Raw genomic sequence first — 26,215 nt, forward strand, 5'->3', positions numbered from 1 at the left:
CTCAACTCCTCGAACCGCCCGGTGCGGACCCGCATGCCGGGTGGTGTGGGAGGGGTGCGGTCCACTAGGATCGCCCCCTATCCCGATTGGTTGTCTCGGGCGCCGGACTATGCAACCGTACCGTCCCCGGCCGGAAGCGTGCCTCCCGCGCCGGAAACGCTGCAGGGTTCCAGCAACGGGGCCAGTCGTTCCTGCGTGTGTTCCTGCCGCCATGGACGAAGGATCTGCCAGGAAGGCGAGGCAACATCGCCTTGGTCTTGGTTGTTGTGTCGTGTGCGGCAACTTTACTGATATGTGAGCAGGCGTAGCGTGGTTTTTTCCTCAAATCCATTATCCTCGCGCGTTGCTCTATTTGCCGAGCGTCCCTGGGTGCGGTGGAGCGGCGTCCCCTGCACGGCCGCCGTGGTCGCGCTCCTCGTCCTGCTCGAACTCGCCGGGAACCCGGTGCCGAATCCGGCCGTGATCTCGCTGATGACGGTCGTGCTGTCCGGGTTCCTGGGCGGCATCGCCCCCGCGCTGGCCAGCGCGCTGATCGGGCTGGGCCATGCCGCCTGGTTCTTCTCCACGACGGGGCAGGTCCTCTCCTACACGCCGGTCAACCTCGAACGGGTCGCGGTGCTGGCGGCGGTGTTCCCGGCCACCGCGCTGCTGGTGGGGTTCCTTCAGCACATCGCGCGCCGTGGCGCCGAGCAGGACCGCGCGAACGCGGCTTTCATGTCGGTCCTGCTGGACCAAGCCCAGACCGCTATCGCCCTGCTCGGCCCCGACCGGCGCTTCGTGCGGGTGAACGGCGCCTGCTGTACGCTCTTCGGCCGCACCGAAGAGGACCTTCTGGGTCGCGACATCCTGGAACTGTCGCCCGACGGGGAGGAAGGCGGGCAGGGCGCGGCCGAACAGTGGCGCGATTTCCTGTCCGGCAACCTGCGGCAGGGCTTCGTCGAAGGGCGGGTCCGCCGCAAGGACGGCCAGGAGCGCGCGGTCCTCGCGGCGGCCTCGCAGGTCGCCGACCCGCAGGGCCGCCTGTTCCGTCTGGTCACGCTGACGGACATCTCCGACGTGTCCCGGCTCACCGCCGATCTGCGGCGAGCGAAGGAGGAGGCCGATGCCGCCCGCGCGGCGGCGGAAAGCGCCAACCAGGCCAAGGGGGCCTTCCTGGCGGGGCTGAGCCACGAGCTGCGCACACCGCTGAACGCGGTGATCGGCTTCGCCGACCTGATCGCCAAGGAAACCCAAGGACCCGTCGGGGTCGATCTCTACCGGGATTTCGCGCTGAACATCCGCGACTCGGGCCAGCATCTGCTGGAGCTGATCAACGAGATCCTGGATCACGCGCGCGCCGAAGCCGGACAGCTCACCGTGCAGGAGGACATGCTGGACCTGGAGGCCGCCGTCGCCTTCGCCCAGCGCATGCTGACGCCCCGCTCGGGCCGTGCCGGCGTGCGGCTGTCCGGTGCCGTCGCACCGGAAGCCCGCTTCCTGCGCGGCGACGAGAAGCGGATCCGGCAGATCCTGCTGAACCTGATCTCCAACGCCGTGAAATACACCCAGGCCGGCGGCGAAGTGCGGGTGTCCGGTCGGTTGGATGGGGACGGCACGCTGCTGATCGAGGTCGCCGACAACGGGGTCGGCATCCCGGAAAAGGACGTGGAGCGCGTGCTCCAGGCCTATGTCCGGGTCGAAACTCCGATGAACCATGAAATGGAGGGCACGGGCCTTGGCCTGCCCCTGACCCGCCGGCTCGTCGAACTGCACGGGGGCACGCTGACGCTGCGCAGCGCGCTTGGCCAGGGCACCACCGTCACCGTGCGGCTGCCGGCCACGCGCGTGCTGCGCATGGATCATTCCAAACCCGAAACGAGCCAGGGTACAAGCGGGCCGCTGTCCATCCTGCTGGTCGAGGACGACCCCATGATCCGGATGGCCGCCTCGGCGCTGCTGGCTGACTGGGGTCACAGCGTCAGCGAAGCCGCCAACGCGAACGAGGCGCTGGGCATCCTGCAGGGGGGCGACCCGATCGACCTCCTGTTCAGCGACATCGTCATGCCGCCTGGCATGAACGGCGCCGAACTCGCCCAGCAGGCGCAGCGGATGCGGCCGGGAATCGCCGTCCTGCTGACCTCGGGCTTCGCGGGCCACGCCGTGGGCGGCGACGAAGCCGCCGGGCGCGGCTACGAGATGCTGCCGAAGCCCTACACCCCGCCGGAGCTGAAGGCACGGGTGAACCGGGTGCGGCCCGGCTCCGCCGCAGGGGCCGCCGGGGAATAGGCCTTCCTGCCCCGACGTTCCTATTGTGATGCCCTTACCGTGATGTCCCTTATCGTGATGTCGCTATCGTGATGCCTTGAGCATCGCGTCCCGTCCGCATCGGTCCTCGACCTTGCGGCCGCAGTCGGTGAAGGCAAGGTCCTTGCCGAGGCACAGGCGCACCTCGGTCAGGGCCTTCTTGCGGCAGACCAGCGCGATCCGGTCCGGGGTCAGGCCGGGGTTGGCCTCGACGAACAGCCGCTCCACCTCCCGCGCGGGAAGATCCCGGCCCACGTTCGAGCCGTTCAGCGGCTCGGGCACCTTCAGCGCCCCATGGGCCGCGCGGGTCTTCGCGAAATAGTCGGCCACCGGCAGCCCGGAGCAGCTTCCGTGCTTGCGCCACTGGTGGCGGATCAGGCGGGCGCTCGGCATGACGGGAAGAGTGCTCTCCACGACGCTGTCGGGGACCGTGCGGTCGGTGGCGCAATTGGCCGGATAGCCGCCGCCCACATGCTGCGGCCACAGCCCGTGCACGATGAAGCCGAAGCGGCGTCCGACGCCGCATTGGGTCGGGTCGGCCCTCTCGCCGGCCTCGGCGCAGTGGGCCGGCGACCAGGAGAGGCTCAGCAGGTAATAGTCGAAGGCGCCGGGCTCCGCCGCTTCCTGTGCGCGGGCGGGAAATGCGGCGGCTGCCGCCGCGAGGCAGACGGCCAGGGCCGCCGCCGGTCCGAAGATCGCTCTCATGCGCCCATCCTCCCGCTGTGCTCCCTTTGGGTTCCTTGATCCTTAGCATGGTCCCGTGTCGCCGTCGCGGGGAAGCCGCTATGATGGCGGCATGATCGAACTGTCCGCATCCCTTCTCCTGCGCGCCTACGCCGCCGGCGTCTTTCCCATGGCCGACAGCGCCGAGGCAGCGGAGTTGTACTGGTTCGACCCGGAGATGCGCGGCGTCCTGCCGCTCGACGGGTTCCACGTGCCCCGCAAGCTGCGTAAGACCGTCCGCCGCGGAGTCTTCGAGGTCCGGTTCGACACCGCCTTCCGCGCGGTGATGGAAGCCTGCGCGGAGCCCACCGCCGACCGGCCGAAGACCTGGATCAACGCCGACATCCTGCGCCTCTACACCGAATTGGCCCAGGCTGGGCATGCCCACAGCGTGGAATGCTGGCGCGACGGCCGCATGGTCGGCGGGCTCTACGGCGTGTCGCTGGGCGGCGCCTTCTTCGGGGAGAGCATGTTCAGCCGGGAGACCGACGCTAGCAAGGTGGCGCTGGTGCATCTCGTGGCGCGGCTGCTGGCCGGCGGCTACAGCCTGCTCGACACCCAGTTCGTCACCGACCATCTGAGCCAGTTCGGCGCGGTGGAGATCCCGCGCGTCCTTTACCGCCGCCGCCTCGCCGCCGCTATCGCGCGTCCGGCGGTCTTCGCCGGCCTCGACCAGGGGGCCGCCGTGGAGGCGCTGCTGGCGCGAGGGTAAGGGTCAGCGGATCACTGCGGCGCCGGTGCGGCGGGGGGCGCGTCGTTCCCGCCCTCGCAGGACAGGACCCACACGTCGTAGACGGGGTGTTCCATCGCCGACAGGGCGGGGCTGGAGGCGAACATCCAGCCGCGGAAGACGGGCTTCGCCTCCTCGTCCTGCTGGGTTTCCACGACCTCCAGGAAGGCCGCCGATTCCGGCGTCTCGATCGGCGGGTTCTCCCGGCAGGCGCGCAGGGTGACGCGCAGGCTGCCGAACAGCTTGGTGTCGCCGACCGCCAGCGAGAAGGTGGAGGTGCGGGCGGTGACCTTGTCCAGACCCTGGAGCTTGGCGGCGGGGCGTTCCACCATCTGCTCCGGCACCGGCGCCGCCCCGGCGAGGGCCGGGAGGAGCAGAAGGGCCGCCGCAAGGGCCGTGCAGCCGTTCCTGAAAGTGGGTTGCCTGATCGTCGTCACGTCCCGTCGCTTCCATGCTGTCGGCCTGGGGCGGCGAAGCCTCGGCTTCGCCGCCGTCCTGATATACCGGAAGCGCCTGTCCGTCCACTGCCGCCTGGGCAGCTGGACCGGCCGCTTGGTCATTCTGTATCAGGAACGATCAGTATGGCTTCACGGCGGCAAAGCGCAGCCGGACGTAATCGTCGGTCCAGCGTCCCCCCGCGTCCCGCAGCTCCGGCGCCAGACGGTCGAGCAGCTCGGCCAGCAGCGCGGCGCGTTCCGCCTCCCGCACGGGGTTCAGGAAGCTCTGCGCGAAGGTGCCGAGCCAGCCGGCCATGTCGGTCGGCAGGGGGGTGGGGCGGGGGATCAGGTGGATCGTGGCGACCGTGAAGCCCGCCGCCTCCAGCCGGCCCCGGTACTCCTCGGCGGTTGGAAAGTACCAGGGGTTCGCGGCGGCGCCGTCAAGGCCGCGCCGGGCGAGCGCGTCTTTCAGCGCCGCGACGATCCGGCCCACGTTGCCGGCCCCGCCGAACTCGCCCACGAAGCGCCCGCCGGGCTTCAGCGCGCGGGCGACGCCGGCGATGACGGTGTCCGGGTCCTTCATCCAGTGCAGGGCGGCGTTGGAGAAGACGGCGTCGAACTCCGCGTCGAAGGACAGGGCATGGCCGTCCATCAGCCGGACGTCGAGGCCGCGCGCCCTGGCGGCCGCCAGGAGGTCCGGGCTCGAATCCGCGCCCGTCACCGCCGCGCCCGATGCGGCCAGCCGCTCCGTCAGCGTGCCGTCGCCGCATCCGAGGTCGAGGATGCGCTCGCCCGGCTTCGGCGCCAGAAGCTCCAGAACCGGCATGCCCAGTTCCGGCACGAAGCCAGCGTGGTGCCGGTATCCGGCCGCTTCCCAGCGCTGCCCGGCAGCGTTCCCGCCGGAGTCGTCGGTCATGGCTGGTCCTTTCGGTAGCGGAACGGGTGCTCGGTCATTCCGGATCGCAAACGAATGTCTGGCTGACAGTGGGCCGGAAACGAAAACAGGGGCCCGAAGGCCCCTGTCCGCATTCACCGTTGTCCTGCCGGCGTCACATCCGCGGCGGTTCGGCCGCGGGGGGCTGGTCGCCGCCCTTGTTGCCCTGAAGCGAGAAGATCACCTGGCCCAGCAGCTGTTCGAGGCCGGGGGTGCTCTGGGTGTACTCGATCCGGCCGTTCGGCTCGATCATGTCGGGATCGCCACCCGGTTCCAGCTGGAGATACTTGCCGCCCAGCAGGCTCTCGGACGCCACGATCGCGGCGGTGTCCTTCGGCAGCTTGATGGCCGGATCGACCGAGAGGTGGACCACAGCCTGGTAGGTCTTGTCGTCCAGCGTCAGGCCGGTGACGGAGCCCACCTTCACGCCGCTGATTCGCACGTCCGCCCCGCTCTGCAGCCCGGAAATGCTGCTGAAGCTCGCGGTCACCTCATAGCCGTCGACCCGGCGCAGATCGGCACTCCGGTAGGCGAAGACGAGGAAGAAGGCGGCGACGGCGAGGACGACGCCGCCCAGAACGGTTTCGATCACATTGCGGCGCATTGACGGTTCCTAATGCGAGTGCCGGGCCGGTCAGCCCGGCGTCCAGGGCTCGTAATCGCCGGTGGCGCGGACGCGCTGCCCGCCGGCGAGCACATGGCCGGGCGGCCGGTAGGCCTGCGCCGAACCCGACGGGTTGGGCATGTGCTCGAGCTGCCAGGGCTTGTGGAAGGGGCTGCTTCCCTCCGGGAGGGGATCCTTGGTCATGTGGTGCAGCCAACCGTGCCATTCCGGCGGCACCTTCGACGCTTCCGGCTCGCCGTTGTACATCACCCAGCGGCGCTCCCGCCGGCCCGGCTTGACGGTCTTGCTCCGGTAATAGACGTTGCCGAAGCGGTCCACGCCGACCTTCTCGCCCATGCGCCAGGTCATGTAGCGGATGTGGATGTTCGCCATCCAGGTGATCAGGGAGATCTTTTCGCTCATCATGTCTCGCGGTGTTTCTCGCGGTGCTCTGCCCGCCGGCCCGGCCGGTCGGATCCTACGGAACCCCGGTCTGTAACGCGGGCGGCACTATGACAGCCCGGCCGTCCGCCGTCCACAGCCCTTGAACGGCTTGCAGCCTGCTTTTCGCGCCTCGGCAAAGGCTTCGGCGCCTAAGGGTTCCCGCAGGAACGGTTTCAGAGAACCATGAGCCGGTCGAGAAGCGCGTCGAGCGCTCCTGTGTTCCGCCAGACGGCGCGGACCGGCAGGACGCGCACCCGCGCGCGGGCCTCCAGGTCCAGCCGGACGGCGTCCTTGGCCGTGGTGACGGGCAGCGCCCCCAGATCCCCGGCCCGCTCCAGCAGGCGCGCGATCTCCCCTGCGCGGTAAGGGTGATGGTCGGCGAAGGCGGCGCGCTCGACGATGCGGGCGCCGGCCGCCTCCAGCGTGGCGAAGAACTTCTCCGGCCGGCCGATCCCGGCGAAGGCGAGCACCGGGCGACCGGCGAGATCGCCCGCGCCGTCCGGCTCAAGACGGGCGTGCAGGACGGGAAGGCTGCCGGCCAGACCGGCGACGCCCGTCCTGTCCTCGCCCACCACCACCATGGCGTCGGCGCGGGCGAGCCCCCACGCGACGGGCTCCCGCAAGGGGCCGGCCGGTATCAGGAGGCCGTTGCCGAAACCGGCGGCACCATCCACGACGATCAGCGACAGGTCCTTGGCGAGGCCGGGATTCTGGAAGCCATCGTCCATCACCAAGGCCGGCGCGCCCTGCGCCGCCGCGGCGCGGGCGCCGGCGGCGCGGTCGCGGGCGACCCAGCAAGGCGCCGCGGCGGCCAGCAGCAGCGCCTCGTCCCCCACCTCCACGGGGCCGTGGCGGGCCGGATCGACGCGCAGCGGTCCCCTTTCCGTCCCGCCATGGCCGCGCGTCAGGGCGTGGGCCGCGATCCCGCGCGCCTTCAGCGCCTCCAGCAGCGCCAGAGCCACGGGCGTCTTGCCGGCCCCTCCGGCCACGAGGTTGCCGACGCAGACCACCGGGATATCCGCCCGGTAAGGCGTCGCCGCCGCCATGCGCAGCCGCCCGGCAAGGCCGTAGAGCGCGCCGAACGGGGCGAGTGACCGGGCGATCAACCGGCTGGCCGTGTCCGGCGTACCATACCAGAAGCCGGGCGTCCTCATGCCGTCGATCTCATGAATCTACCTCACGCGGACGGCCGGATGCCGGCCTCGCCCAGCAGCGGCGCCAGCACGCCGAGCGCCCGGTCCACCACGCGCCGGTTTTCCTCCGTCACGCGGGCCGCTCCGGCCACCACGCGGGCGCGGGCTTCCCCGTCGGTCAGCAGGCGGAAGAGCGCGTCGGCGAGCTGGCCGCCGTCGGCCACGGGCAGGGCGCCGCCCGCCGCCTCGAGCTGACGGGTGATCTCCGCGAAGTTCCACATGTGCGGGCCGTACAGGACCGCGCAGCCGAGCTGTGCTGCCTCCACCGGGTTCTGGCCGCCATGCGGCACCAGCGAACCGCCCATGCAGACGGCCGGCGCCAGCCGGCAGAACAGCCCCAGCTCGCCCATGGTGTCGGCGACATAGACATCGGTGTCTGGCGCCGGCAAGCCATCGCCGGCACGGCGGGCGGCGGTCAGGCCTCGGTCCCGCATGGCCCGCGCGATGGCCTCCCCGCGGTGGGGATGGCGCGGCACGATGAAGGTGAGGAGACCGGGCAGGCGGGCGGCGACCGAGCCGTGCACGGCGGCGGCGATCTCCTCCTCGCCCGGGTGGGTGCTGGCGTGGAGCCAGACAGGGCGCCCGGCGCAAGCATCCCTCAACTCCGCCAGCGCCGCGGCCGGGGCCGGCTGCGGCTCGGCGGAGAATTTCAGGTTGCCGACGCTGACGACGCCCGGCGCGCCGAGCCGGCGCAGCCGTTCCGCGTCGCCTTCGCTCTGCGCCAGCACCACCCGGAAGGTGGAGAGCAGGCGCCCGGCCAGCCCCTGCACATGGCGCCAGCGGGCGAAGGAGCGCTCGGACATGCGGGCGTTGATCAGGGCGGCGGGGATGCCGCGCGCGCCGATCTCGCCCAGAAGGTTCGGCCAGATCTCCGATTCGGTCCACAGAACGGCGTCGGGGCGCCAATGGTCGAGGAAGCGGGCGACGGCGTCCGGCAGGTCCACGGGCACATACTGATGGATGGCGCCGGCCGGCAGGCGGCGGGCCATCAATTCCGCCGAGGTCACGGTGACGGTCGTCATCAGCACCGTCAGGCCCGGCGTCTCCTCCAGCAGGCGGCGGATCAGCACGAGGACGGAGTTCGCCTCTCCCACGCTCGCCGCATGGACCCACAGCAGAGGGCCGGCCGGGCGCGGCCGGGAGGCCGTGCCGAACCGCTCCGCCTTGCGGGCGCTGTCTTCCTTGCCGGCGGCCCGGCGGCGGTCGAGATAGAGGCGAACCGCCGGCCCGCCGATCTGGGTCAGGCCGCGGTAAAGCGAGAGAAGCATCAGGGTCGGGACACGGATACGGTTGTGAGTGCCGTCGGCACGGTCTGGCGGCGGGGCGGGCAGGCGGGGCGCATTCCGCCATTCCACCATTCCGCCCACACATCCGGCGGCAGCTTAGCATGGCGCGCGGGGGCGAAGGTAAGGCTTTGCGGCGGGGGCACGGCTGCCGGCCTTACCCTTGCCACGGCGAGGGCACGGCATGTCGCGCGACCCCGGCCCGGATTTCCGCTAAACCGGCGGCTGATCCGAAATTTCGGATAGGCCGGCCCTGGGCCGGAAGCCCGGCAGGGCAGGAGAGAAGGAGAAAGCACCATGGCCGCAGGCCGTCATCTGATCGCAGCGCTTCTGTGCACGCTGCTCGCCACCCCCGCGCTCGCCGAAAAGGGCAGCGACCATGGCAACGGGCATGGCAAGGAACACGGGCAGGGCCAAGGGCATGGCAAGCCCGAGAAGCATGGGCATGGTGAGAAGGGACAGGGCAGGGATCATGGCGGCAAGGGCCATGGTGGCCACGACGACGCCCGCCGTCCAGAGCCGGTCCAGCGCGAGGTGATCGTCAACTACTTCCAGGCGCAGCCGTTGCGGCCGGCGGCGCTGCCGCCGGGCATCGCGAAGAAGATCCGGCCGGGCCACGCCCTGCCGCCGGAGGTCGTCTACCAGCCGGCCCCGGTCGTGCTGGTCCAGCAGGTGCCGGCCTGCCGCAACGGTTGGGAATGCATCCTGGTCGGCACCGACATGCTGATCCTCGACGCCGTGCACCGCACGGTGGCCGAGGTCGTCAGCGGCGTGGTGCGCTGACTCGGCCGGAAGGGGCGCCGCCCGGCGCCCCTTCCACACTTCGTTACACGCCCGCGATGGTCAGCCCGTCGATGCGGACGGTCGGGGCGTCCATGCCGAATCGCAGCTCCAGGTCGTCCGCCGCCTCCATGTTCAGGAACATCTCCTTGAGGTTCCCGGCGATGGTCATCTCGTTGACCGGGTAGGTGATTTGCCCGTTCTCGATCCAGAAGCCGCCCGCACCCCGGCTGTAGTCGCCGGTCACGCCGTTGACGCCCATGCCCATCAGGTCGGTGACGTAGAAGCCGTCCTTGATCTCCGCCAGTATGTCGGCGCGGCTGCGCTTGCCAGCAGCCATGTAGACGTTGGCCGGCGACGGGCTGGGCGGGCCGGAGGTGCCGCGCGAGGCGTGGCCCGTCGTGGTCAGGCCGAGCTGGCGGGCCGAGCGCAGGTCGAGCAGCCAGGTGGTCAGCCGGCCCCCGTCGATGATGGTGTGGCGCGTGACCTCCACGCCCTCCGCGTCGAAGGGGCGGGACCGCAGGCCGCGCTTCACGTGCGGGTCGTCGATGATCGTGATCGCCTCGGGGAAGATCACCTGGCCCATCTTGTCCTTGAGGAAGCTGGTGCCGCGCGCGATGGACGGGCCGCTGATGGCGCCCAGCAGGTGGCCGAGCAGCCCGCGCGAGACGCGGGGATCGAACACGACCGGAACCCGGGTGCTCTTCACCTTGCGCGGGTTCAGGCGGCGCACGGCGCGCTCGCCGGCCTCGCGCCCGATCTCCGCCGCGGCGCGCAGGTCGGAGCCGTAGACCTTGCTGTCATAGTCGTAGTCGCGCTCCATGCCCGTGCCCGTGCCGGCGAGCACCGACACCGAAAGCGACTGGCGCGACACGCCGTAGCTTCCCGCGAAGCCGTTGGAGGCGGCGATGGCGACCGTGGAGCGGCTCCAGCCGGCGTCCGCACCTTCGGAATTGGTCACGCCCTCGACGGCGAGCGCCGCCTCCTCGGCCTCGCGCGCCTGCTCGATCAGACGGTCGGTCGCGGGCTCCGACGGATCGCAGATGTCGAGGTCGGGGTGGCTGCGGGAGAGTTGCTCGGGGTCGGCCAGGCCGGCGAAGGGGTCTTCCGGCACCACCCGCGCCATGGCGACGGCGCGTTCCACCAGCGCGCCCAGCGCCTCGGCGCTGCGGTCGGTGGAGGAGACGATGGCCTGCCGGCGCCCGACGAAGACGCGCAAGCCCAGATCGCCCGATTCCGAACGCTCCAGCTTCTCCGGCTTGCCCAGCCGCTGCGACAGCGACACGGACGCGCTGTCGAACAGAACGGCGTCGGCGGCATCGGCGCCGGCGGCGCGCGCCTTGCGGATGAGGTCTTCCAGAAGGTTCAGCTGCTCGGACATTCGGCTCTCCGGTGGGTCTTTTTCTTGTCTAGCAAATGGGGGCGCGGCGCAGAAGCGGAAGGGGGGACGAGGTCAGGCGGCACTTTCGGCCGGCACCGGCCGCATGGCGCCCCGGCGCGCGAAGCGGTAGGCGGCGAAGGCCAGCGTGTTGATGAGGACCATCGCGACGGCCATCACGAAGGGCTCCCCGTCCTTCATCGCGCCGACGGTCGCGGAGACCGCCGCCCCCATCCCCATCTGGCAGAAGCCCAGCAGCCCCGAGGCGGTGCCGGCCAGGCGCGGCTCCACCCCGATGGCGGCGGACATGGAGGTCGGCATGACCAGCCCGTTGCCCAGGCACATCACCGTGGCCGGCAGGAACAGGGCGAGCGGCGTGAAGACGCCGGCCAGCAGCAGCGCCAGCATCACCGCCGGGCCGGTCAGCGACAGGACGAGCCCGATCAGCATCAGCCTCTCCCCGCGCCAGCGCCCGGCCAGCCGCGAGACCAGCAGGTTGCCGGCCATGTAGCCGACCGACAGCAGGATGAAGACGATTCCGTATTCGCTGGCCGACCGGCCGAGCATGTCCACCATGATGAAGGGCGCGCCGGCCAGGAAGGCGAAGAATCCCGCGGTGTTCAGCGCCGCGACCAGGGCGAAGCCGAGGAAGACCGGCTTGCCCAGCAGCGTTCGGTAGATGCCCCAGAGGGCGGCCGGGCTCGGGATCGGGACCGGCTGCCGGTTCGTCTCCGGCAGGGAGCGGAACCCCGCCAGCAGCACCAGCAGCCCGAAGCCCACGGTGAAGACGAAGCCGGCCCGCCAGCCGATCCAGTCGTCCAGCACGCCGCCCAGCGCGGGCCCCAGCATGGGGGCCACCGCCATGCCGGCGATGACCATCGCCAGCACGCGCGTCGCCTCGTCCCGGCCCCAGGCGTCGCGCACCACCGCCCGCCCGATGACCATGCCGGCACAGCCGCCCAGCGCCTGCGCGACGCGCCCGGCGACCAGGAAGCCGATGCTCGGCGCCAGCGCGCAGGCGAGGCTCGCCACGACGTAGAGCGCCACCCCGCCGAGCAGCACCGGCCGCCGCCCGAACCGGTCCGACAGCGGCCCATAGGCGAGCTGCCCCACCGCCACCCCGATCAGGAACAGCGACAGGGTGAGCTGCACCATCGCGTAGCCGGTGTCGAAGACGGCCGGCAGGCGCGGCATGCTCGGAACGAACATGTTGAGCGCCAGGGGACCGGTCGCCGTGGCGGCGACGAGGAGCCAGACGGGCGGCTTGCTGGGCAGGGCGGACATGAGCACCGGTGGGCTGCGTGCGGAAGCGGGGAGGCTACAGGCGCGGCGGCCCTCCCGAAAAGGCCTTTTCGCCCGTGGCCCCGTCCGCCCGCGTCAGGCCAGCGTTGCGTTCGCCGGGTCGTAGCGCGATGGCAGGACGAAGAGGTCGGCCAACACGACGGCCCCGTTGACCCGTTCCGGCGCCGGGCTGTCGTAGACGACCATCAGCAGGGGGGCGGCGCCCGCGCGCTCGACGCGGGTGATGCCCTCCGCGTGGTCGGTGCCATGGCCGAAGGGCAGGTCGATGACGCGGCTCAGCCGGTCGCGCGGAATGACACGCTCGTGCTTGACGTCCAGGGCGTCCGCCCAGCGCCAGACGGTCACCGGCCCGTCCAGGTCCATGGTCGGGCCGGCGAGGATCACGAGGTCGGCGCCGTCGAAGGTCAGTTCGCGGATGCCCAGCCCGTCCAGGTCGATGAAATGCTTGCGGAAGCGCTCGCCGTCCGGCCCGATGCGGCGCAGCTTCAGTTGGCCCTTCTTGCCGGCCTCCACCTCCAGTTCGAGGATGCAGGCCCAGCCGCGCAGCACCGGCCCGCGCAGGCCGAGAAAGACGCGCCCGCCGCGCACGGCGATGCCCTCGATGTCGAAGCCGTTCTCCTTGGCCGGGACGTCCAGGAAGCGGCCGAGATGCTCGTCGCGCCTCAGCGCCTTGGTCAGGGCGTTGCCGCTGTCCTTGAACTTCAGGCAGCCCGCCCGGCGCTCGCCGTCCTCCGCCGCCAGGGCCGGCAGGCCGTCCTGGCCTTCCACCAGCGGGATGCGGCCCAGCAGGTAGCGGTTGGCGTCGCGCCGCACCTCGGTCAGGCGTTCCAGCGCCTCTTTTTCGTCATGCTCTGGCTTCGGCTTGCGGCGGGCGAGGCTGTGCGAGCCGACCACCCACAGCCAGCCGTCATCCTCCATCATGCCCTCGACGTCCACCTCGCCCTCCGCCCCGGCCGGCAGGTCGAAGGCGTCGGCCAGCGAAAAACCGTGATGCCCGCCGTAGAGCGCGCCGTCCTGCGTCACCAGCCGCTCGATCCCGGCCCCCTCGTCCGAGGCCACGAACAGGCACGGCCCGACCCGCTCCACCGCCGACAGGTTCTGCGCGGCGGTGCTGCCCTGACGGAACTCCAGCCGGACGGTGCTGATGGGCTTGGCGGGCTGGTGCTGCATGAAAATCTCCAAGACGTATGTCCGGTCGGATTCGTTTCCGGCCGGGACTTATTTCCAGATCGGCTTGCCGCTGCCTGGCAGGCCGTAGCTGGCCCATTTGCGGGTGACCTCGTCCACGACGGACTGGTCCATGCGGATCTTCTCGCCCCATTCGCGCTTGGTCTCCGGCGGCCACTTGTTGGTGGCGTCCAGCCCGACCTTGCCGCCGAGGCCCGACTCCGGGCTGGCGAAGTCCAGATAGTCGATGGGCGTGCCCTCGACGACGGTGATGTCGCGCGCCGGGTCCATGCGGGTGGAGATGGCCCACATCACGTCCTTCCAGTCACGCGCGTCGATGTCGTCGTCCACGACGATGATCCATTTCGTGTACATGAACTGGCGCAGGAAGGACCAGACGCCCATCATCACGCGCTTGGCATGGCCGGGATAGGCCTTCTTCATGCTGACCACCGCGATGCGGTAGGAGCATCCCTCCGGCGGCAGCCAGAAATCCACGATCTCCGGAAACTGCTGGGTCAGCAGCGGGATGAACACCTCGTTCAGCCCCTCGCCCAGCACCGACGGCTCGTCGGGCGGGCGGCCGGTGAATGTCGAAAGATAGATCGGGTTGCGCCGCATCGTCATGCAGGTGACGGTGAAGACCGGGAAGGGCTCGACCGAGTTGTAATAGCCGGTGTGGTCGCCGTATGGGCCCTCGTCTGCGTATTCCTCCAGGCTCACATGGCCTTCCAGAATGATCTCCGCCTGGGCCGGCACCTTCAGCGGCACGGTCTTGCAGTCCACCAGCTCCACCTTCTTGCCGCGCAGCAGCCCGGCGAACTGGTATTCCGACAGGGTGTCCGGCACCGGGGTGACGGCGGCTAGGATGGTGCCGGGGTCGGCGCCGAGCACGACCGCGCAGGGCAGGGGCTCGCGCTTGCCGCTGGCACCCCAGCGGCGGTGGTGCTGCGCGCCGCCGCGGTGCTTCAGCCAGCGCATGATGGTCTTGTTCCGGCCCAGCACCTGCATGCGGTAGATGCCGAGATTGAAGTCGTCCTCGCGCTTGCCGGTCGGCCCCTTGGTCACCACCAGCGGCCAGGTGATCAGCGGCGCCGGCTCGCCCGGCCAGCAGCCCTGGACCGGCAGGCGGCCGAGATCCACCTCGTCGCCCTTAAGCACCACCTCCTGGCAGGGGGCGGAGCCGACGGTCTTCGGCTTCATGGACAGGACCGTCTTGACGAGCGGGATCATCTCCAGGGCCTCGCGGAAGCCGCCGGGCGGTTCCGGCTGCTTCAGGAAGGCCAGCGTCTCGCCCACGGCGCGGAGCTGGTGCGGCTCGCGGTCCATGCCCCAGGCGACGCGCTCGACCGTGCCGAACAGGTTGACCAGCACCGGCATCTCCGACCGCGTGCCGTCGGCCTTGATCACGTTCTCGAACAGCACGGCCGGGCCGCCCTCGGCCAGCAGGCGGGTCTGGATCTCGGTCATTTCCAGCGCGGTGGAGACCGGCTCCTTCACCACCACCAGCCGTCCCGCCTTTTCCAGCCGGTCCATGAAATCGCGCAACGAGGTGTAGGGCATCGGGGATCCGTCTGGTCAGTCGGCAGGGGCGCCTAGCATCGGCAGCCACGGCCCGCCGTCAAGAGGAAGCCTCACGGCCGCACTCACTGCTCCCGCTCGTAGGTTTCCAGCGCGCGGCGGGCCATCTTCTGCAGGATCTCGTCGACCGAGATCGGGTCGAAGCTGCGCACGTCCTCCAGCAGGCCGCGCAGGGTGATGGTCACGACCTCGCCGATCTGGTGCTTGTCGAAGACGGCGACATCGCCCAGGGCCTCGGCGACGATCCTGACCCGTTCGTCGGTGATGCGTTCGGCGCTCATGCGGGATCCTTCCAAGATTCGCGTCAGTGATGCCGATGCATAACGGGGAGCCCGCCGGTTTGGTCCGGCCTATTCCGGCAGCAGGCGCCAGATCGTGGTGTCGCGCAGCGTCCGGTCCTCCAGCTCCAGCGAGGTCGGCACGGCGTAGGCGCCGACGCGCTCCAGCCCGGAGGTCGGCACGTAGCTGCGGCCCGGATCGCCCAGCAGCACCAGCGTGCCCTCCGCGGCGACGCCGCGCAGCCAGCGGGTGACCCGCTCGGCCATCGGGCGCTCGTAGCAGACGTCGCCGGCCAGCACGACCTCGACTCCGGGCAGCGGGCGATCCACCAGATCCTCGTCCGTCGCCTCCAGAGCCACCCCATTCAGCTCCGCGTTCAGCCGGATGGCGGCGAGCGAGAAGGGATCGATGTCGCAGGAGCGCACGCTGGCGGCCCCGGCCATGGCGGCAGCGATGCCCACAAGCCCGGTGCCGGCCGCGAAGTCGAGCACGCTCTTGCCCGCCACCAGCTCCGGCCGGTCCAGCAACAGCCGTGCCACCGCCTGCCCGCCGGGCCAAGCAAAGGCCCAATAAGGCGGGGGCACATTCGTCGCCTGAAGAGTCTCCTCGGTCGCTTCCCACAGCGGCGTGACTTCCGTCGCCAGATGAAGCCGCAGTTCCGGCAGAAGAGCCGTCGCGGTGACCGCCGTGTTCTCGCGCACGAAGGCGGCGGCGGGCGTGATGTTCATCGGATGTTCCCTTTTATTGCCGTTTTGTGGCGAAAATTTTCGGTCTTGACACGGCTTATTTATGTCATGCGGTGTAGACATCCCTGATATGCCGTGGTACCCAGCCTTGACCGTGATAACGATGAGACAGGGGTTAGCATGCGGCCGAAGGGATATGCGATTGGCCTGTCATTGGCAGCATTCCTCGCCTTTAGCCCTATGTTGGCTCCGCAAGCCCTGGCACAGGACTGCGTCCGGACGGTCCGGTCCATATCCGATTTCTCAATCCAGGGCGATGCCTGGATGTGGTGGGCCCGTTCCGCCGGCCGTTATGAGCGCGACAACCGCCCCTCGCTCGGCTCCGTCCTCGTCTTCAAACGCGTCAGCCACATGCGCCGTGGCCATGTCTCGCTGGTCAGCGCGGTCATCGACCGCCGCACCATCGAGGTGGACCATTCCTGGATCGATGGCCACGGGCTGCGCCGGGGCATGCGGGTGGTGGACGTGTCGCCGCGCAACGACTGGTCCGAGGTGCGCGTCTGGCACGAGCCGACCCGCCAGCTCGGCCAGAGCCTCTACCCGACCTACGGCTTCATCCTGCCCGCCGGCGAGGAGCCGCGCGGCCGCGTGATCGAGGTCGCCGCCAGCGACCTGGCCGAGGAAGCGGCTCCGGAACGCCGGAGCTTCTCCGTCGCCCCGACCGGCCGCGCCGCCCGGCGCGAGGCCGCCCGCCAGGAGCTGGTCCAGGCCTCGACCCGCGCCGGCTGGGTGAAGCCCGGCAAGCCGGCCCCGGCCAAGAAGCCGGCCATCGTCAACGCCTCGCTGCCGGCGGACAAGGCCGCCGCCGCGAGGGCCGCCGCCAAGGACAAGGCGAAGGCCGTCAGCGTCGCCCCCCGCCGCAAGCCGGCGGAAGGCGCAGCCAAGACCCCGGCGCCCAAGCGCGACCGCGTGGCCGAAGCCCCGGCCCGCAAGCCGGGCGCCCGCGACCTGGCACAGGTCGCCGCGCGGGATTGAGGATTTGGGGGTGGCCTGTCGCCGTATTGTGCTCCCAAACGCTCCATCAAGACCAAAGCACTTCCCCGTCATTCCCGCGCAAGCGGGAATCCAGAACTGTTGGTGATTTCGCGTGGGTGCGAAGCCTGGATCCCCGCTTTCGCGGGGATGACGGCTAAGTGATGGATTTCCGAATACGAATGCTTCTGTAAGGCTGGGGCACTCCGCCCCTACAGGTGCCCCGCCAGCACCGCGCCCAGCAGGATCCAGCCGAACAGCCGGTTGGACTTGAACTTTCTCAGGCAGTCGGCCTGGTCGTCCGGCTTCCAGTCCGCCGTCTGCCAGGCGAGTTGCAGGGCCGCCAGGGCGAGGCCCGCGTAGAACCAGGCGCCCAGTCCTGTGAGCCAGCCCGTGACCGCCAGACCCGCCGCCGTCAGCGCGTAGAAGCCGCCGACCCAGGCGCGGCTCGCCGCACCCAGGCGGAGTGCGGTGGACTTCACCCCGATCCGGGCGTCGTCCTCCTTGTCCTGGTGGGCGTAGATGGTGTCGTAGCCGAGCGTCCAGGCGATGCCGGTGACATAGAGCGCCAGGGCCGGCCAGCCCAGATCACCGCGCACGGCGGTCCAGCCCAGCAGCGCTCCCCAGTTGAAGGTCAGCCCCAGGAAGGCCTGCGGCCACCAGGTGATCCGCTTCATCAGGGGATAGGTGAAGACCAGCACCAGCGACAGGGCGCCGAGCGCCACGCTGGCGAGGTTGAGCTGCAGCAGGATCGCCAGCCCGACCAGAAGCTGAAACAGCAGGAAGGCCAGCGCCTGGCGCACGGACACCTGGCCCGAGGGGATCGGCCGGGACCGCGTGCGCTCGACCATGGCGTCGAACTTGCGGTCGAGGATGTCGTTGACCGTGCAGCCGGCCCCGCGCATGACCACGGCACCCAGCCCGAACAGCGCCATCAGCCAAAGATCCGGCGGCAGGCCGCCGGCCAGTGCGATGCTCCACCAGCAGGGGAAGAGCAGCAGCCATGTCCCGATCGGGCGGTCGAGCCGGGCCAGCCGCAGGTAGGGACGCGCCGCCGCCGGGACGAATCGGTCGATCCAGTCCCCTGAATGGATGTCGGTGTAGCCGGGCGCGCCGGGCGGCACGATGGATGAGGGCTGGCTGTCCATGGGCGGAAACCGTTCCGGGATCGGGTGCGAACTGGCGCGGAAGGTAGCGGTCGGAGGGGGCAGGGGCAAGGCGCCGGGGCCGCCGCCGGGCGCATTCCGCAGGCGGCCACTTGCCGCTATAGTGCCGCGCGCAAAGCGGAGAAGCCCGATGTCAGCAGCACAGACCAGCCGGAACCCCAGGACACGCCTCTATGTCGAAAGCCCGCTGGCCGAGGGGCAGAGCGTCGGGCTGGACCATGAGCGGGCGCATTTCCTGCGCCACGTGCTGCGGCTGGACAAGGGCGATCTGGTCGCCGTGTTCAACGGCCGCGACGGGGAATGGCTGGCGGCCATCGACGGGTTCGGCAAGGGCTGGTGCTCGCTGGCCGTGGAGGAGCGGCGCCGGCCGCAGGAGGACGGACCCGACCTCTGGCTGCTCTTCGCGCCGATCAAGCGCGCGCGCATCGATTCCGTGGCCGAGAAGGCGAGCGAACTGGGTGCCTCGCGCATCTGGCCGGTCTTCACCCGCCGCACCGATCCCAGCCGCGTCAACCTGGACCGGCTGCGCGCCAACGCGATCGAGGCGGCCGAGCAGTGCGAACGGCTGACCGTGCCGGAGCTGTCCGAACCGGTGACCTTGGCGAAGGCGCTGGCCGGCTGGCCGGAGGAACGTACGCTGTACCTGTGCGCCGAGGCTGGAAGCGTACGCCCCATCGCGGAAGCCGTGCGGGATCGCGGCGCCGGGCCGGCCGCCTTCCTGGTCGGGCCGGAGGGGGGCTTCGACAAGTCGGAACTTGACGAATTTAGTAAACTATCCTTTGTTGTGCCCGTCGGTCTGGGGCCCCGCATCCTCCGGGCCGACACGGCCGTGGTCGCGGCGCTCGCCCTGTGGCAGGCGCACGCGGGGGACTGGACGGCGGGGAGCCAGGATACGCGCCCGCCCTTCCGCTCATCCGCCCGACCCGCGGCCGGGCCGTCCGATTCCTGATCCGCGGGAGCCATCATGTCCGCACCCCCGACTTCGCGCGGTGAACCGATCACCGACCGCCGTCAGCTCGTCACCTACCTCGAATCCGGCTGCAAGCCGTCTGCGGATTGGCGCATCGGGACCGAGCACGAGAAATTCGCCTACCGCGTCTCCGACCTTCGGACCCTGCCCTACGAGGGGCCGGACGGCATCGGCGAGCTGCTGACGCGCCTGAAACGCTTCGACTGGACCCCGGTCGAGGAGAACGGCCGGATCATCGCGCTGACCCAGGGCATGGCGAACATCACGCTGGAGCCGGGCGGGCAGGTGGAGCTGTCGGGCGCGCCGCTGGAAACCCTGCACCAGACCTGCGCCGAGGTGCACCGCCACCTGCATCAGGTGAAGGAGATCGGCAACGAGCTGGGCATCGCCATGATGGGCCTCGGCTTCCAGCCGAAATGGACCCGCGACGAGATCCCCTGGATGCCCAAGGGCCGCTACCGCATCATGCGGGACTACATGCCCAAGCGCGGCACTCTCGGCCTCGACATGATGACTCGGACCTGCACCGTCCAGGTGAACCTGGATTTCGGGTCCGAGGCGGACATGGTGAAGAAGTTCCGGGTCAGCCTGGCGCTCCAGCCCATCGCGACCGCGCTCTTCGCCAACTCGCCCTTCACGGAAGGCAAGCCGAACGGCTTCCAGAGCTTCCGCAGCCACATCTGGACCGACACCGACCCCGACCGCACGGGCGACCTGCCCTTCGTGTTCGAGGACGGCTTCGGGTTCGAGCGCTACGTGGACTACATGCTCGACGTGCCGATGTACTTCGTCTACCGCGACGGCACCTACATCGACGCGTCCGGCCAGTCCTTCCGCGATTTCCTGGACGGCAAGCTGCCGGCCCGGCCGGGCGAGCGGCCGCTGATCACCGACTGGGCCGACCACCTGACCACGGCCTTCCCCGAGGTGCGGCTGAAGAAGTACCTGGAGATGCGCGGGGCCGACGGCGGCTCCTGGCGGCGCCTCTGCGCCCTGCCGGCGCTGTGGACCGGACTGCTCTACGACGGCGGGGCGCTGGACGCCGCCTGGGATCTCGTCAAGGACTGGACGACGGAAGAGCGCGCCAGCCTGCGCAATGGGGTGCCCCGCCACGGCCTGCGCGCGCCGTTCCGCGACCGCACCGTGCGCGAGGTGGCGCTGGAGGTTCTGTCCATCGCCCGCGCCGGCCTGAAGCGCCGCGCCCGCAACGACAACTGGGGCGACGACGAGAGCCACTTCCTCGACACGCTGACGGTCATCGCCGAGTCCGGCCAGACCCAGGCCGACGAGATGCTGGCCAAGTTCAACGGTCCCTGGCAGGGCAGCGTCGATCCGGTGTTCAAGGAATACGCTTACTGAGCAGACCCGCCCTTGCAGGCGGGATGCCGCACCCAAAGAAGGCCAGGGCTGCACGCAACGGCAAAGCAGTCACGAACCCGTCACCCCCGGGAACGCGCTACGGAGTGAATATATCTCGACAAGCAGTAACGTGCTGTAAGCAGCCCCTTCCCGTCATCCCCGCGAAAGCGGGGATCCAGAACGCCTCAGAGCGAACGCTGTGGAAGAATCCTGGACCCCGGCTTTCGCGGGGGGTGACGGGTAAGTGGTTGTTTGCCATGAATAAACTGCTTTAGAGATATGTACATCCCATAGCGCGAGAGCGGGTGTCCAGGAACGTCTCAAGGGATCGCTTTGCGGGCGTCTGGATCCCCGCTTTCGCGGGGATGACGGAGGAGTGGTTTGCCTTCCGTAACTTGCTGTCCGACGGCATAGCCGATGACGTAAAAAACGGTTTCGGGAGAGAACCATGGCGGCGGAGCAGGGGAGCGGGCTGATCGGGCGGCTGATCGGCGCCGGGGAGCGGGAGTGGACGGCCTACACCGACCACGCCTTCGTGCGCGGGATGGCGGACGGCACGCTGCCGCAGGCCGCCTTCCGGCATTATCTGGTGCAGGACTACCTGTTCCTGATCCATTTCGCCCGCGCCTATGCGCTGGCCGTCTACAAGGGCCAGTCGCTCGCCGACATGCGCGCCGCCCACGCCGGGCTGAAGGCCATCCTGGATGTCGAGATGGACCTGCATGTCGGGCTCTGCGAGGGCTGGGGGCTGAGCCCCGAGGAGCTGGAGCGGGCGCCCGAATCCAAGGCCACCATGGCCTACACGCGCTATGTGCTGGAGACGGGCCTGCGCGGCGACCTGCTGGACCTGCATGTGGCGCTGGCGCCCTGCGTGATCGGCTACGGCGAGATCGCCCGGCGCGTCGCGGCGCTGCCCGGCGCCATGGCCGAGAGCAACCCCTACCGGGTCTGGATCGGCGAATACGCCGGTGCCGCTTATCAGGAGGTGAGCGCCGCCGCCCGCGCCAACATCGACCAGCTCGCCGCCCGCAGCATGACCGAGGCCCGCTTCCCCCAACTCCTCACCATCTTCCGCCAGGCCTGCCGCCTGGAAGCGGACTTTTGGGAGATGGGCCTGACGCTGGCCGATTGAGGACGTCGATACAGAGTTGATCAGGAAAGGGCGGCGCCGTTCCGGTGCCGCCCTTTCCTTTTACCTCTTCCAGGCGATCAGCCGGCGGGCCACTTCGGCGATGGTTTCCTCCGAACCGGCGAAGCTGAAGCGGACGAAATGATGGCCGCGCGCCGGGTCGAAATCGATGCCGGGGGTGCAGGCGATGCCCGTCTCCGCCAGAATGCGCCGGCAGAAGGCTTCGCTGTCGTCGGTCATGGCCGACACGTCGGCGTAGATGTAGAAGGCGCCGTCGGCCGGGGCGAGCTTGTCGAAGCCGGCCTTGGGCAACTCTTCCAGCAGGAGCTTGCGGTTGCGGGCGTAGCGGGCGATGTGGCCCTCCAACTCTTCCACGCAGTCGAAGGCGGCCACGGCGGCGGCCTGGCTCAGCGACGGGGCCGAGATGAAGAGATTCTGCGCCAGGCTCTCGACCGAGCGCATCAGATCCTCCGGCACCACCATCCAGCCGAGCCGCCAGCCGGTCATCGAGAAGTATTTGGAAAAGCTGTTGACCACCAGCGCGCCCGGATTGATCTCCGCGGCGGTGACGGCCTCCTGCCCATAGGTCAGGCCGTGGTAGATCTCGTCCGACACCAGCCGGACGCCATTGGCCGCGCACCAGTCCGACAGCTCGGTCAGCTCCGCCCGGCTCAGCATCGTGCCGGTCGGGTTGGCGGGGCTGGCGACGATCAGCCCCTGGATGGGCTCTTCCAGCGCCTCCAGCAGTTCGATGGTCGGCTGGAACCGGTGCTCCGGCCCGGTCGGCAGCTCCACCGGCTCGACCCCGATGGCGGTCAGCGTGTGGCGGTAGGCCGGGTAGCTGGGGGAGGCCATGGCGACCCGGTCGCCCGGATCGAAGGCGGCCAGGAAGCCGAGCTGGAACGCGCCCGAGGAGCCGGTGGTGACCACCACCTGCCGTTCCGGCACATCGACGCTGTAGCGGTCGCGGTACCAGCGCGCGATGGCGGCGCGCAGGGGCGGGATGCCGAGAGCCGCGGTGTAGCCCAGCACGTCCGAGTCCAGCCCCGCGTGTGCTGCCTCCAGCACGCCCTTCGGCGCGCCGCTGGAGGGCTGCCCCACCTCCATGTGCAGCACCTCCAGCCCGGCGGCCTCGCGCTCGGCGGCGGCGCGCATGACTTCCATGACGAAGAAGGGCGGGATCGCCCCGCGCTTGGAGACTTTCAGGGGAGGGAAGCTATGGGGAGGCATCGCGTTTGTTCGGGCTGGTTTCAGACGGTCCATTCATACCCGCGTGCCGCTGTCGGGACCACTGCGACCTCGGAATGGCTCCGCCCCTATCGGCCCCGCCGCGACCGGCGCAATAACCGCAATTTGCCTCAACCTTTAGGCAAATTTCCGTCATAAGATGTTCGGGTTAAAGCATCCCGAACGTTGAACTTACGCCGCTCCGGCCGCCATGCCGGGGCGGTTTCTTTTTGCCCGTCATTTGGTGCGGCGCCCATCCGGACATTCCGTGCGGGCGGGCGCCATTCAATATCTTACTGGCTGCCGCCGGAGCCGCCGTTGCCGCCCATGGTGCCGCTGTAGCCACCGCGGTTGGTGTCGACGCGCGTGTCCGAATTGTGGATGGTGTCGGCCGGCGTGTTGGGCGTCAGAACCTGGTCGTCCGCCCGCTGGCTGTCGGCCATGTTCCCCTGACGGGTGCCCATGGTGCCCGAGGACCCGGTGCCGCTGCTGCCATAGGTGCCGGACGTGCCGTAGGTCCCGGTCGTTCCGTAGGTGCCGGCGCCGCTGGTCGAGCTGGTCGTGTCGCTGCCGCCCATGCTGCCACAGGCCGACAGGGCCGCGCAGGTGCCCAGGATGAGAAGGGTGCGTGTTAACATGACGGTGTCTCCATTACAGGCCAGGGTTTCGCAATGTGTGGGGGAGAACACGCGGCGAACGGAAACGTCCTGACCGCCTCACGAAAAATTGTGCATGGAAGCGGCAGGAACCCTTTCCGGATCCGGGGTGAGCGGCGACAGGCATGGAATGAGACCGGAGGCTGAAGCGTTCATCCGGTATCGGCGTTCAGGCGAACGACGGAGGGCCACCATCGGGCGGCATCAGGCCGGAGGGTTCAACGAGCATGCTCCAGAGCGACGGAACGATACAGGACAGCCAGCTTTCCCCACAGAGGCTGGACCGCTTCATCTCCATCCTGGAAGGCTATCTGGCGGACGCCACGAATCCGGGATTTAGGGGGGCGCTGCGGCGGCACCTCGATGACCTGCGGGAGCGGCGCCAACGCGCGTTTCCCCGGCCCTGAGGCCCTGACGGCTGACCAGCCGAGCCCGCGAAGCGCCCGTGCCTGTCCCGGTCCGGCGGTACCATCGTCTTATTTCCGGTCACGCAAGCGCGCGATACCATCGTTACGCTTCACTTGGGGCATTTCAGTTGCAAACTTGGCCGCCCAGGCATGATCGCCTGGGTGGTTGCTTTTCGTGCACTCTGCCCAAATCCATATCACTCGGCGGAACGGCTAGCCGCTTGGCCGATGCTCCTATCTATGAAGCTGTAAGTCTTCGCCGCAGGCGGCACTAAGGCGCCATTGTGTTATCTTCCCGCGAAAAGAACTCAACCGTTTGAGTGAAGACTCAAGGGAGGTCTAGATGCGGATTGATGATATCCCGGCGGACATCGTACACACCGCCGAAAAGCTGTTCGGGGGCCGTGGGCGCGGCAAGGCCTGGTTGCACCAGCCCAATCCGGCATTCCGCAACCGGTCGCCGCGCGATTTGATCAGCGACGATTGGGACAACGGACTGGCCCATGTGCGCCAGTCGTTGGAAGCGATGGAGCGCACGACCCAGCGGGCCTCCTGACGGCAAGCCGCGGAACGCCGCTTCACCTTGCAAGCCGCCGAACGGCCCGGCTTGCCGCTCTTGACCGTCCGGGTTCCATCCCCCGGACGGTTTTCGTTTCTCCGCTCGACCGGGCCTGACGGACGCCGCCGAGGCCTTCCGGTCCCCGCTCCGGAAACACCCGGTTCAAACATCCGCACCCTTCCCGGTGGTCAGACCTACCCCTTCGAAAGGTGGAAAAGCCTCCGCCGATCCTCCGGTGAAGGAAAGTCCATGGAACCTTTACTCTAACCCCGATGACTCGGGTGCGAATCAGTGCCCATCCCCCCTTGCTCCTTGTTTCCGGTGTCCGTCGTGCACCGAAAATTCCATAAAGGGGAGGGGGCGCCTTGGCGTTTACAGTCACCAGTCCGACCGGGGTCTTCCGCAACAACAGCTGGGTTGCGTCGAACAATGTCTGGAACCCCGGTTCCTACGTGAACGGCCGGGATTACACGCAGACGATCACCGGGGACGAGAACAGCTTCCCCAACGGAACGGTCATCAGCTGGAACTGGCCATATGATTCGAGCCGGCCGCTGACCTGGAACAACTATCCGGTCCGGGCCTATCCGGAACTGATCCACGGCGCCAGCCCCTGGAACTCCGCGCCGTCCTCGACCGCTGATTTTCCCACGCGGCTCGGCGGGATCGAGGATCTCGACATCACCTACGACTTCGCCATCACTGGCAACCAGCGGCTCTACAATGTGTCCTTCAGCTTCTGGATCAGCCAGGATCCGGCGGGCGGAAGCAGCGCCATCACCGACGAGGTGATGGTCTGGGTCCATTCCGGCTATTTCGCACCCGCCGGCTCGACCACCGGCAGCTTCCAGGACACGAATGGCTCCGGCATCATCCGGCACAAGGACGAGCACGGCAATGGTGGGGTCACCTGGGAATACACCGTCTACCAGTACAGCCAGAATGAACTCGCCGGCACGATCGACCTGGACACCATCCTGGACGACCTCACGGCGCAGGGCATCCTGAACGCCGACCACTATCTCATGGCCGTCGAGGTCGGCGCGGAGGTCACGGCCGGCCAGGGATCGCTGACCGTGAACCGGCTGGAGGTCGATCTGGAGACCGGCGGCACGCCGCCGCCTCCGCCGCCACCACCCCCGCCTCCGCCTCCGCCTCCGCCTGATGGAGACCCGATCACGACGTCCCTTCAGGTGACGCAGACCTGGTGGGGCGGCTTCCAGGGCCAGATCACCGTCACCGCGACCGAAACCGTGTCCGACTGGGACGTCGTCCTGCGCAGCGCGGCGACGGTCGACGGCGTCTGGAACGCCGAACTGACCGGCCAGACGAGCCAGAACGGCACAAACAGCTACACCATCGAAGGCGTGGACTGGAACGAAACGCTCTATGCCGGCCAGTCCTTCAACATCATCTTCAACGCCACGACCGGCTACAACGGCGTGCAGACGGCGGCACAGATCCTGCCGACCCTGTCGGTCGCCGAGGAGGGGACGGCGACATCCCCGCCGCCTCCGCCACCCCCTCCGCCACCCCCTCCACCCCCGCCCCCGCCCCCACCTCCGCCGCCCGGTGAGGAGGTGTCGGTGGACATCGACGTGACCGGCAGCTGGTGGGGCGGCTTCCGCGGCGAGGTCACGGTGACGGCGAACGAGGACATCACCGACTGGGACTTCTTCCTGCACAGCGATCATCGGATCGACGGCATCTGGGGCGCACAGATCGGCGGCACGACCGGCGGCCCCGGAGGCTATGTCTACGACATCGACGACGGGGGTGCGAACGGGCGGCTGTCCATGGGCCAGACCGCGACCTTCAGCTTCACGGCGACCGGCTACACCGGTGAACGGAGCGTGGCGGAATTGGAAAATTCACTCTGGCTGGTGTGAGACGGATGACGTCGGGG

At 69.3% G+C, this 26,215-nt stretch carries 26 protein-coding genes; 10 read left to right on the forward strand and 16 right to left on the reverse strand.

What is annotated here, in order from left to right:
• The first annotated feature begins 369 nt into the window (after positions 1-369).
• Complete coding sequence (locus JUB11_RS27125) at positions 370-2,265, forward strand: PAS domain-containing hybrid sensor histidine kinase/response regulator (RefSeq protein ID WP_207461922.1); 1,896 nt, start codon at positions 370-372, stop codon at positions 2,263-2,265.
• A gap of 63 nt (positions 2,266-2,328) precedes the next feature.
• Here JUB11_RS27125 and JUB11_RS27130 read toward each other — a convergent pair whose 3' ends face one another.
• Complete coding sequence (locus JUB11_RS27130) at positions 2,329-2,988, reverse strand: ribonuclease T2 (protein WP_207461923.1); 660 nt, start codon at positions 2,986-2,988, stop codon at positions 2,329-2,331.
• A 91-nt stretch (positions 2,989-3,079) separates the two neighbouring features.
• Between JUB11_RS27130 and aat the strand changes: the two genes are divergently transcribed.
• On the forward strand, positions 3,080-3,718 hold the full coding sequence (gene aat / locus JUB11_RS27135; RefSeq protein ID WP_207461924.1) for a leucyl/phenylalanyl-tRNA--protein transferase: 639 nt from the start codon (positions 3,080-3,082) through the stop codon (positions 3,716-3,718).
• 11 nt (positions 3,719-3,729) lie between these two features.
• On the opposite strand, the gene JUB11_RS27140 is transcribed toward aat, so the two are convergent.
• The 6 genes from JUB11_RS27140 to JUB11_RS27165 all read right to left on the reverse strand — a co-directional run bounded on the left by JUB11_RS27140 (position 3,730) and on the right by JUB11_RS27165 (position 8,616).
• The gene (locus JUB11_RS27140; RefSeq protein ID WP_348771517.1) at positions 3,730-4,173 is read right to left on the reverse strand and encodes a DUF2155 domain-containing protein; all 444 of its coding nucleotides are present in this window, start codon (positions 4,171-4,173) and stop codon (positions 3,730-3,732) included.
• Between the two features lie 139 nt (positions 4,174-4,312).
• Entirely contained in the window at positions 4,313-5,089 is a 777-nt protein-coding gene (locus JUB11_RS27145) for a class I SAM-dependent methyltransferase (RefSeq protein ID WP_207461925.1), read from the reverse strand.
• Between the two features lie 133 nt (positions 5,090-5,222).
• Positions 5,223-5,711, reverse strand: coding sequence for an outer membrane lipid asymmetry maintenance protein MlaD (gene mlaD / locus JUB11_RS27150; protein ID WP_207461926.1), 489 nt, complete (start codon positions 5,709-5,711; stop codon positions 5,223-5,225).
• A gap of 30 nt (positions 5,712-5,741) precedes the next feature.
• A complete protein-coding gene (locus JUB11_RS27155; RefSeq protein WP_207461963.1) occupies positions 5,742-6,134 on the reverse strand; it encodes an NADH:ubiquinone oxidoreductase subunit NDUFA12 in 393 nt (130 codons plus the stop codon).
• A gap of 194 nt (positions 6,135-6,328) precedes the next feature.
• Positions 6,329-7,309, reverse strand: coding sequence for a tetraacyldisaccharide 4'-kinase (gene lpxK, locus JUB11_RS27160; RefSeq protein ID WP_207461927.1), 981 nt, complete (start codon positions 7,307-7,309; stop codon positions 6,329-6,331).
• Positions 7,310-7,332: 23 nt separating this feature from the next.
• Positions 7,333-8,616, reverse strand: a complete 1,284-nt coding sequence (locus JUB11_RS27165; RefSeq protein WP_207461928.1) for a 3-deoxy-D-manno-octulosonic acid transferase — start codon at positions 8,614-8,616, stop codon at positions 7,333-7,335.
• Between the two features lie 312 nt (positions 8,617-8,928).
• Between JUB11_RS27165 and JUB11_RS27170 the strand changes: the two genes are divergently transcribed.
• Complete coding sequence (locus JUB11_RS27170) at positions 8,929-9,414, forward strand: hypothetical protein (RefSeq protein WP_207461929.1); 486 nt, start codon at positions 8,929-8,931, stop codon at positions 9,412-9,414.
• 43 nt (positions 9,415-9,457) lie between these two features.
• Here JUB11_RS27170 and JUB11_RS27175 read toward each other — a convergent pair whose 3' ends face one another.
• The 6 genes from JUB11_RS27175 to JUB11_RS27200 form a co-directional block, all read right to left on the reverse strand.
• The gene (locus JUB11_RS27175) at positions 9,458-10,792 is read right to left on the reverse strand and encodes a metallopeptidase TldD-related protein (protein ID WP_207461930.1); all 1,335 of its coding nucleotides are present in this window, start codon (positions 10,790-10,792) and stop codon (positions 9,458-9,460) included.
• A gap of 72 nt (positions 10,793-10,864) precedes the next feature.
• The gene (locus JUB11_RS27180) at positions 10,865-12,073 is read right to left on the reverse strand and encodes a multidrug effflux MFS transporter (RefSeq protein ID WP_247887362.1); all 1,209 of its coding nucleotides are present in this window, start codon (positions 12,071-12,073) and stop codon (positions 10,865-10,867) included.
• 93 nt (positions 12,074-12,166) lie between these two features.
• Entirely contained in the window at positions 12,167-13,261 is a 1,095-nt protein-coding gene (locus JUB11_RS27185) for a DUF3616 domain-containing protein (RefSeq protein ID WP_207461932.1), read from the reverse strand.
• Between the two features lie 48 nt (positions 13,262-13,309).
• Positions 13,310-14,821, reverse strand: a complete 1,512-nt coding sequence (locus tag JUB11_RS27190) for a UbiD family decarboxylase (RefSeq protein ID WP_207461933.1) — start codon at positions 14,819-14,821, stop codon at positions 13,310-13,312.
• Positions 14,822-14,904: 83 nt separating this feature from the next.
• The gene (locus JUB11_RS27195; RefSeq protein WP_207461934.1) at positions 14,905-15,120 is read right to left on the reverse strand and encodes a hypothetical protein; all 216 of its coding nucleotides are present in this window, start codon (positions 15,118-15,120) and stop codon (positions 14,905-14,907) included.
• Positions 15,121-15,189: 69 nt separating this feature from the next.
• Positions 15,190-15,846 (reverse strand): 50S ribosomal protein L11 methyltransferase, encoded by a 657-nt coding sequence (locus tag JUB11_RS27200; protein WP_207461935.1) that lies wholly within the window; start codon positions 15,844-15,846, stop codon positions 15,190-15,192.
• 198 nt (positions 15,847-16,044) lie between these two features.
• On the opposite strand from JUB11_RS27200, the gene JUB11_RS27205 reads away from it, so the two are divergent.
• Positions 16,045-16,839 (forward strand): CHAP domain-containing protein, encoded by a 795-nt coding sequence (locus tag JUB11_RS27205; RefSeq protein ID WP_348771518.1) that lies wholly within the window; start codon positions 16,045-16,047, stop codon positions 16,837-16,839.
• Between the two features lie 209 nt (positions 16,840-17,048).
• On the opposite strand, the gene ubiA is transcribed toward JUB11_RS27205, so the two are convergent.
• Positions 17,049-17,984, reverse strand: a complete 936-nt coding sequence (gene ubiA, locus JUB11_RS27210) for a 4-hydroxybenzoate octaprenyltransferase (protein ID WP_207461937.1) — start codon at positions 17,982-17,984, stop codon at positions 17,049-17,051.
• Between the two features lie 148 nt (positions 17,985-18,132).
• Between ubiA and JUB11_RS27215 the strand changes: the two genes are divergently transcribed.
• The 3 genes from JUB11_RS27215 (at position 18,133) to tenA (ending at position 21,463) form a co-directional block, all read left to right on the forward strand.
• Entirely contained in the window at positions 18,133-18,951 is an 819-nt protein-coding gene (locus JUB11_RS27215) for a 16S rRNA (uracil(1498)-N(3))-methyltransferase (RefSeq protein ID WP_207461938.1), read from the forward strand.
• Between the two features lie 15 nt (positions 18,952-18,966).
• On the forward strand, positions 18,967-20,331 hold the full coding sequence (locus JUB11_RS27220; protein ID WP_207461939.1) for a glutamate--cysteine ligase: 1,365 nt from the start codon (positions 18,967-18,969) through the stop codon (positions 20,329-20,331).
• A 448-nt stretch (positions 20,332-20,779) separates the two neighbouring features.
• Positions 20,780-21,463, forward strand: coding sequence for a thiaminase II (tenA, locus tag JUB11_RS27225; RefSeq protein ID WP_207461940.1), 684 nt, complete (start codon positions 20,780-20,782; stop codon positions 21,461-21,463).
• Positions 21,464-21,523: 60 nt separating this feature from the next.
• Here the strand turns inward: tenA and JUB11_RS27230 are convergent, their stop codons facing one another.
• Positions 21,524-22,690, reverse strand: coding sequence for a pyridoxal phosphate-dependent aminotransferase (locus tag JUB11_RS27230; RefSeq protein ID WP_207461941.1), 1,167 nt, complete (start codon positions 22,688-22,690; stop codon positions 21,524-21,526).
• A gap of 290 nt (positions 22,691-22,980) precedes the next feature.
• Positions 22,981-23,325 carry a hypothetical protein gene (locus JUB11_RS27235; protein WP_207461942.1) on the reverse strand — a complete coding sequence of 115 codons (345 nt, stop codon included), beginning with the start codon at positions 23,323-23,325 and terminating at the stop codon, positions 22,981-22,983.
• A gap of 245 nt (positions 23,326-23,570) precedes the next feature.
• On the opposite strand from JUB11_RS27235, the gene JUB11_RS27240 reads away from it, so the two are divergent.
• The 3 genes from JUB11_RS27240 to JUB11_RS27250 all read left to right on the forward strand — a co-directional run bounded on the left by JUB11_RS27240 (position 23,571) and on the right by JUB11_RS27250 (position 26,198).
• On the forward strand, positions 23,571-23,750 hold the full coding sequence (locus tag JUB11_RS27240; protein WP_207461943.1) for a hypothetical protein: 180 nt from the start codon (positions 23,571-23,573) through the stop codon (positions 23,748-23,750).
• A gap of 343 nt (positions 23,751-24,093) precedes the next feature.
• Positions 24,094-24,306, forward strand: a complete 213-nt coding sequence (locus JUB11_RS27245; RefSeq protein WP_207461944.1) for an MbcA/ParS/Xre antitoxin family protein — start codon at positions 24,094-24,096, stop codon at positions 24,304-24,306.
• A gap of 368 nt (positions 24,307-24,674) precedes the next feature.
• On the forward strand, positions 24,675-26,198 hold the full coding sequence (locus tag JUB11_RS27250) for a cellulose binding domain-containing protein (RefSeq protein WP_207461945.1): 1,524 nt from the start codon (positions 24,675-24,677) through the stop codon (positions 26,196-26,198).
• Positions 26,199-26,215 lie beyond the last annotated feature (17 nt).

It is taken from the genome of Azospirillum sp. SYSU D00513, assembly GCF_017356015.1.
In the GTDB taxonomy this organism is placed as follows: domain Bacteria; phylum Pseudomonadota; class Alphaproteobacteria; order Azospirillales; family Azospirillaceae; genus Azospirillum.

Bases quoted from the DNA above. Each gene is read 5' to 3' on its own strand.
- JUB11_RS27130 (WP_207461923.1), bottom strand. From the start codon at position 2,988: ATGAGAGCGATCTTCGGACCGGCGGCGGCCCTGGCCGTCTGCCTCGCG.
- aat (WP_207461924.1), top strand. From the start codon at position 3,080: ATGATCGAACTGTCCGCATCCCTTCTCCTGCGCGCCTACGCCGCCGGC.
- JUB11_RS27145 (WP_207461925.1), bottom strand. From the start codon at position 5,089: ATGACCGACGACTCCGGCGGGAACGCTGCCGGGCAGCGCTGGGAAGCG.
- mlaD (WP_207461926.1), bottom strand. From the start codon at position 5,711: ATGCGCCGCAATGTGATCGAAACCGTTCTGGGCGGCGTCGTCCTCGCC.
- JUB11_RS27155 (WP_207461963.1), bottom strand. From the start codon at position 6,134: ATGAGCGAAAAGATCTCCCTGATCACCTGGATGGCGAACATCCACATC.
- lpxK (WP_207461927.1), bottom strand. From the start codon at position 7,309: ATGAGGACGCCCGGCTTCTGGTATGGTACGCCGGACACGGCCAGCCGG.
- JUB11_RS27165 (WP_207461928.1), bottom strand. From the start codon at position 8,616: ATGCTTCTCTCGCTTTACCGCGGCCTGACCCAGATCGGCGGGCCGGCG.
- JUB11_RS27170 (WP_207461929.1), top strand. From the start codon at position 8,929: ATGGCCGCAGGCCGTCATCTGATCGCAGCGCTTCTGTGCACGCTGCTC.
- JUB11_RS27175 (WP_207461930.1), bottom strand. From the start codon at position 10,792: ATGTCCGAGCAGCTGAACCTTCTGGAAGACCTCATCCGCAAGGCGCGC.
- JUB11_RS27180 (WP_247887362.1), bottom strand. From the start codon at position 12,073: ATGTCCGCCCTGCCCAGCAAGCCGCCCGTCTGGCTCCTCGTCGCCGCC.
- JUB11_RS27185 (WP_207461932.1), bottom strand. From the start codon at position 13,261: ATGCAGCACCAGCCCGCCAAGCCCATCAGCACCGTCCGGCTGGAGTTC.
- JUB11_RS27190 (WP_207461933.1), bottom strand. From the start codon at position 14,821: ATGCCCTACACCTCGTTGCGCGATTTCATGGACCGGCTGGAAAAGGCG.
- JUB11_RS27195 (WP_207461934.1), bottom strand. From the start codon at position 15,120: ATGAGCGCCGAACGCATCACCGACGAACGGGTCAGGATCGTCGCCGAG.
- JUB11_RS27200 (WP_207461935.1), bottom strand. From the start codon at position 15,846: ATGAACATCACGCCCGCCGCCGCCTTCGTGCGCGAGAACACGGCGGTC.
- JUB11_RS27205 (WP_348771518.1), top strand. From the start codon at position 16,045: ATGTTGGCTCCGCAAGCCCTGGCACAGGACTGCGTCCGGACGGTCCGG.
- ubiA (WP_207461937.1), bottom strand. From the start codon at position 17,984: ATGGACAGCCAGCCCTCATCCATCGTGCCGCCCGGCGCGCCCGGCTAC.
- JUB11_RS27215 (WP_207461938.1), top strand. From the start codon at position 18,133: ATGTCAGCAGCACAGACCAGCCGGAACCCCAGGACACGCCTCTATGTC.
- JUB11_RS27220 (WP_207461939.1), top strand. From the start codon at position 18,967: ATGTCCGCACCCCCGACTTCGCGCGGTGAACCGATCACCGACCGCCGT.
- tenA (WP_207461940.1), top strand. From the start codon at position 20,780: ATGGCGGCGGAGCAGGGGAGCGGGCTGATCGGGCGGCTGATCGGCGCC.
- JUB11_RS27230 (WP_207461941.1), bottom strand. From the start codon at position 22,690: ATGCCTCCCCATAGCTTCCCTCCCCTGAAAGTCTCCAAGCGCGGGGCG.
- JUB11_RS27235 (WP_207461942.1), bottom strand. From the start codon at position 23,325: ATGTTAACACGCACCCTTCTCATCCTGGGCACCTGCGCGGCCCTGTCG.
- JUB11_RS27240 (WP_207461943.1), top strand. From the start codon at position 23,571: ATGCTCCAGAGCGACGGAACGATACAGGACAGCCAGCTTTCCCCACAG.
- JUB11_RS27245 (WP_207461944.1), top strand. From the start codon at position 24,094: ATGCGGATTGATGATATCCCGGCGGACATCGTACACACCGCCGAAAAG.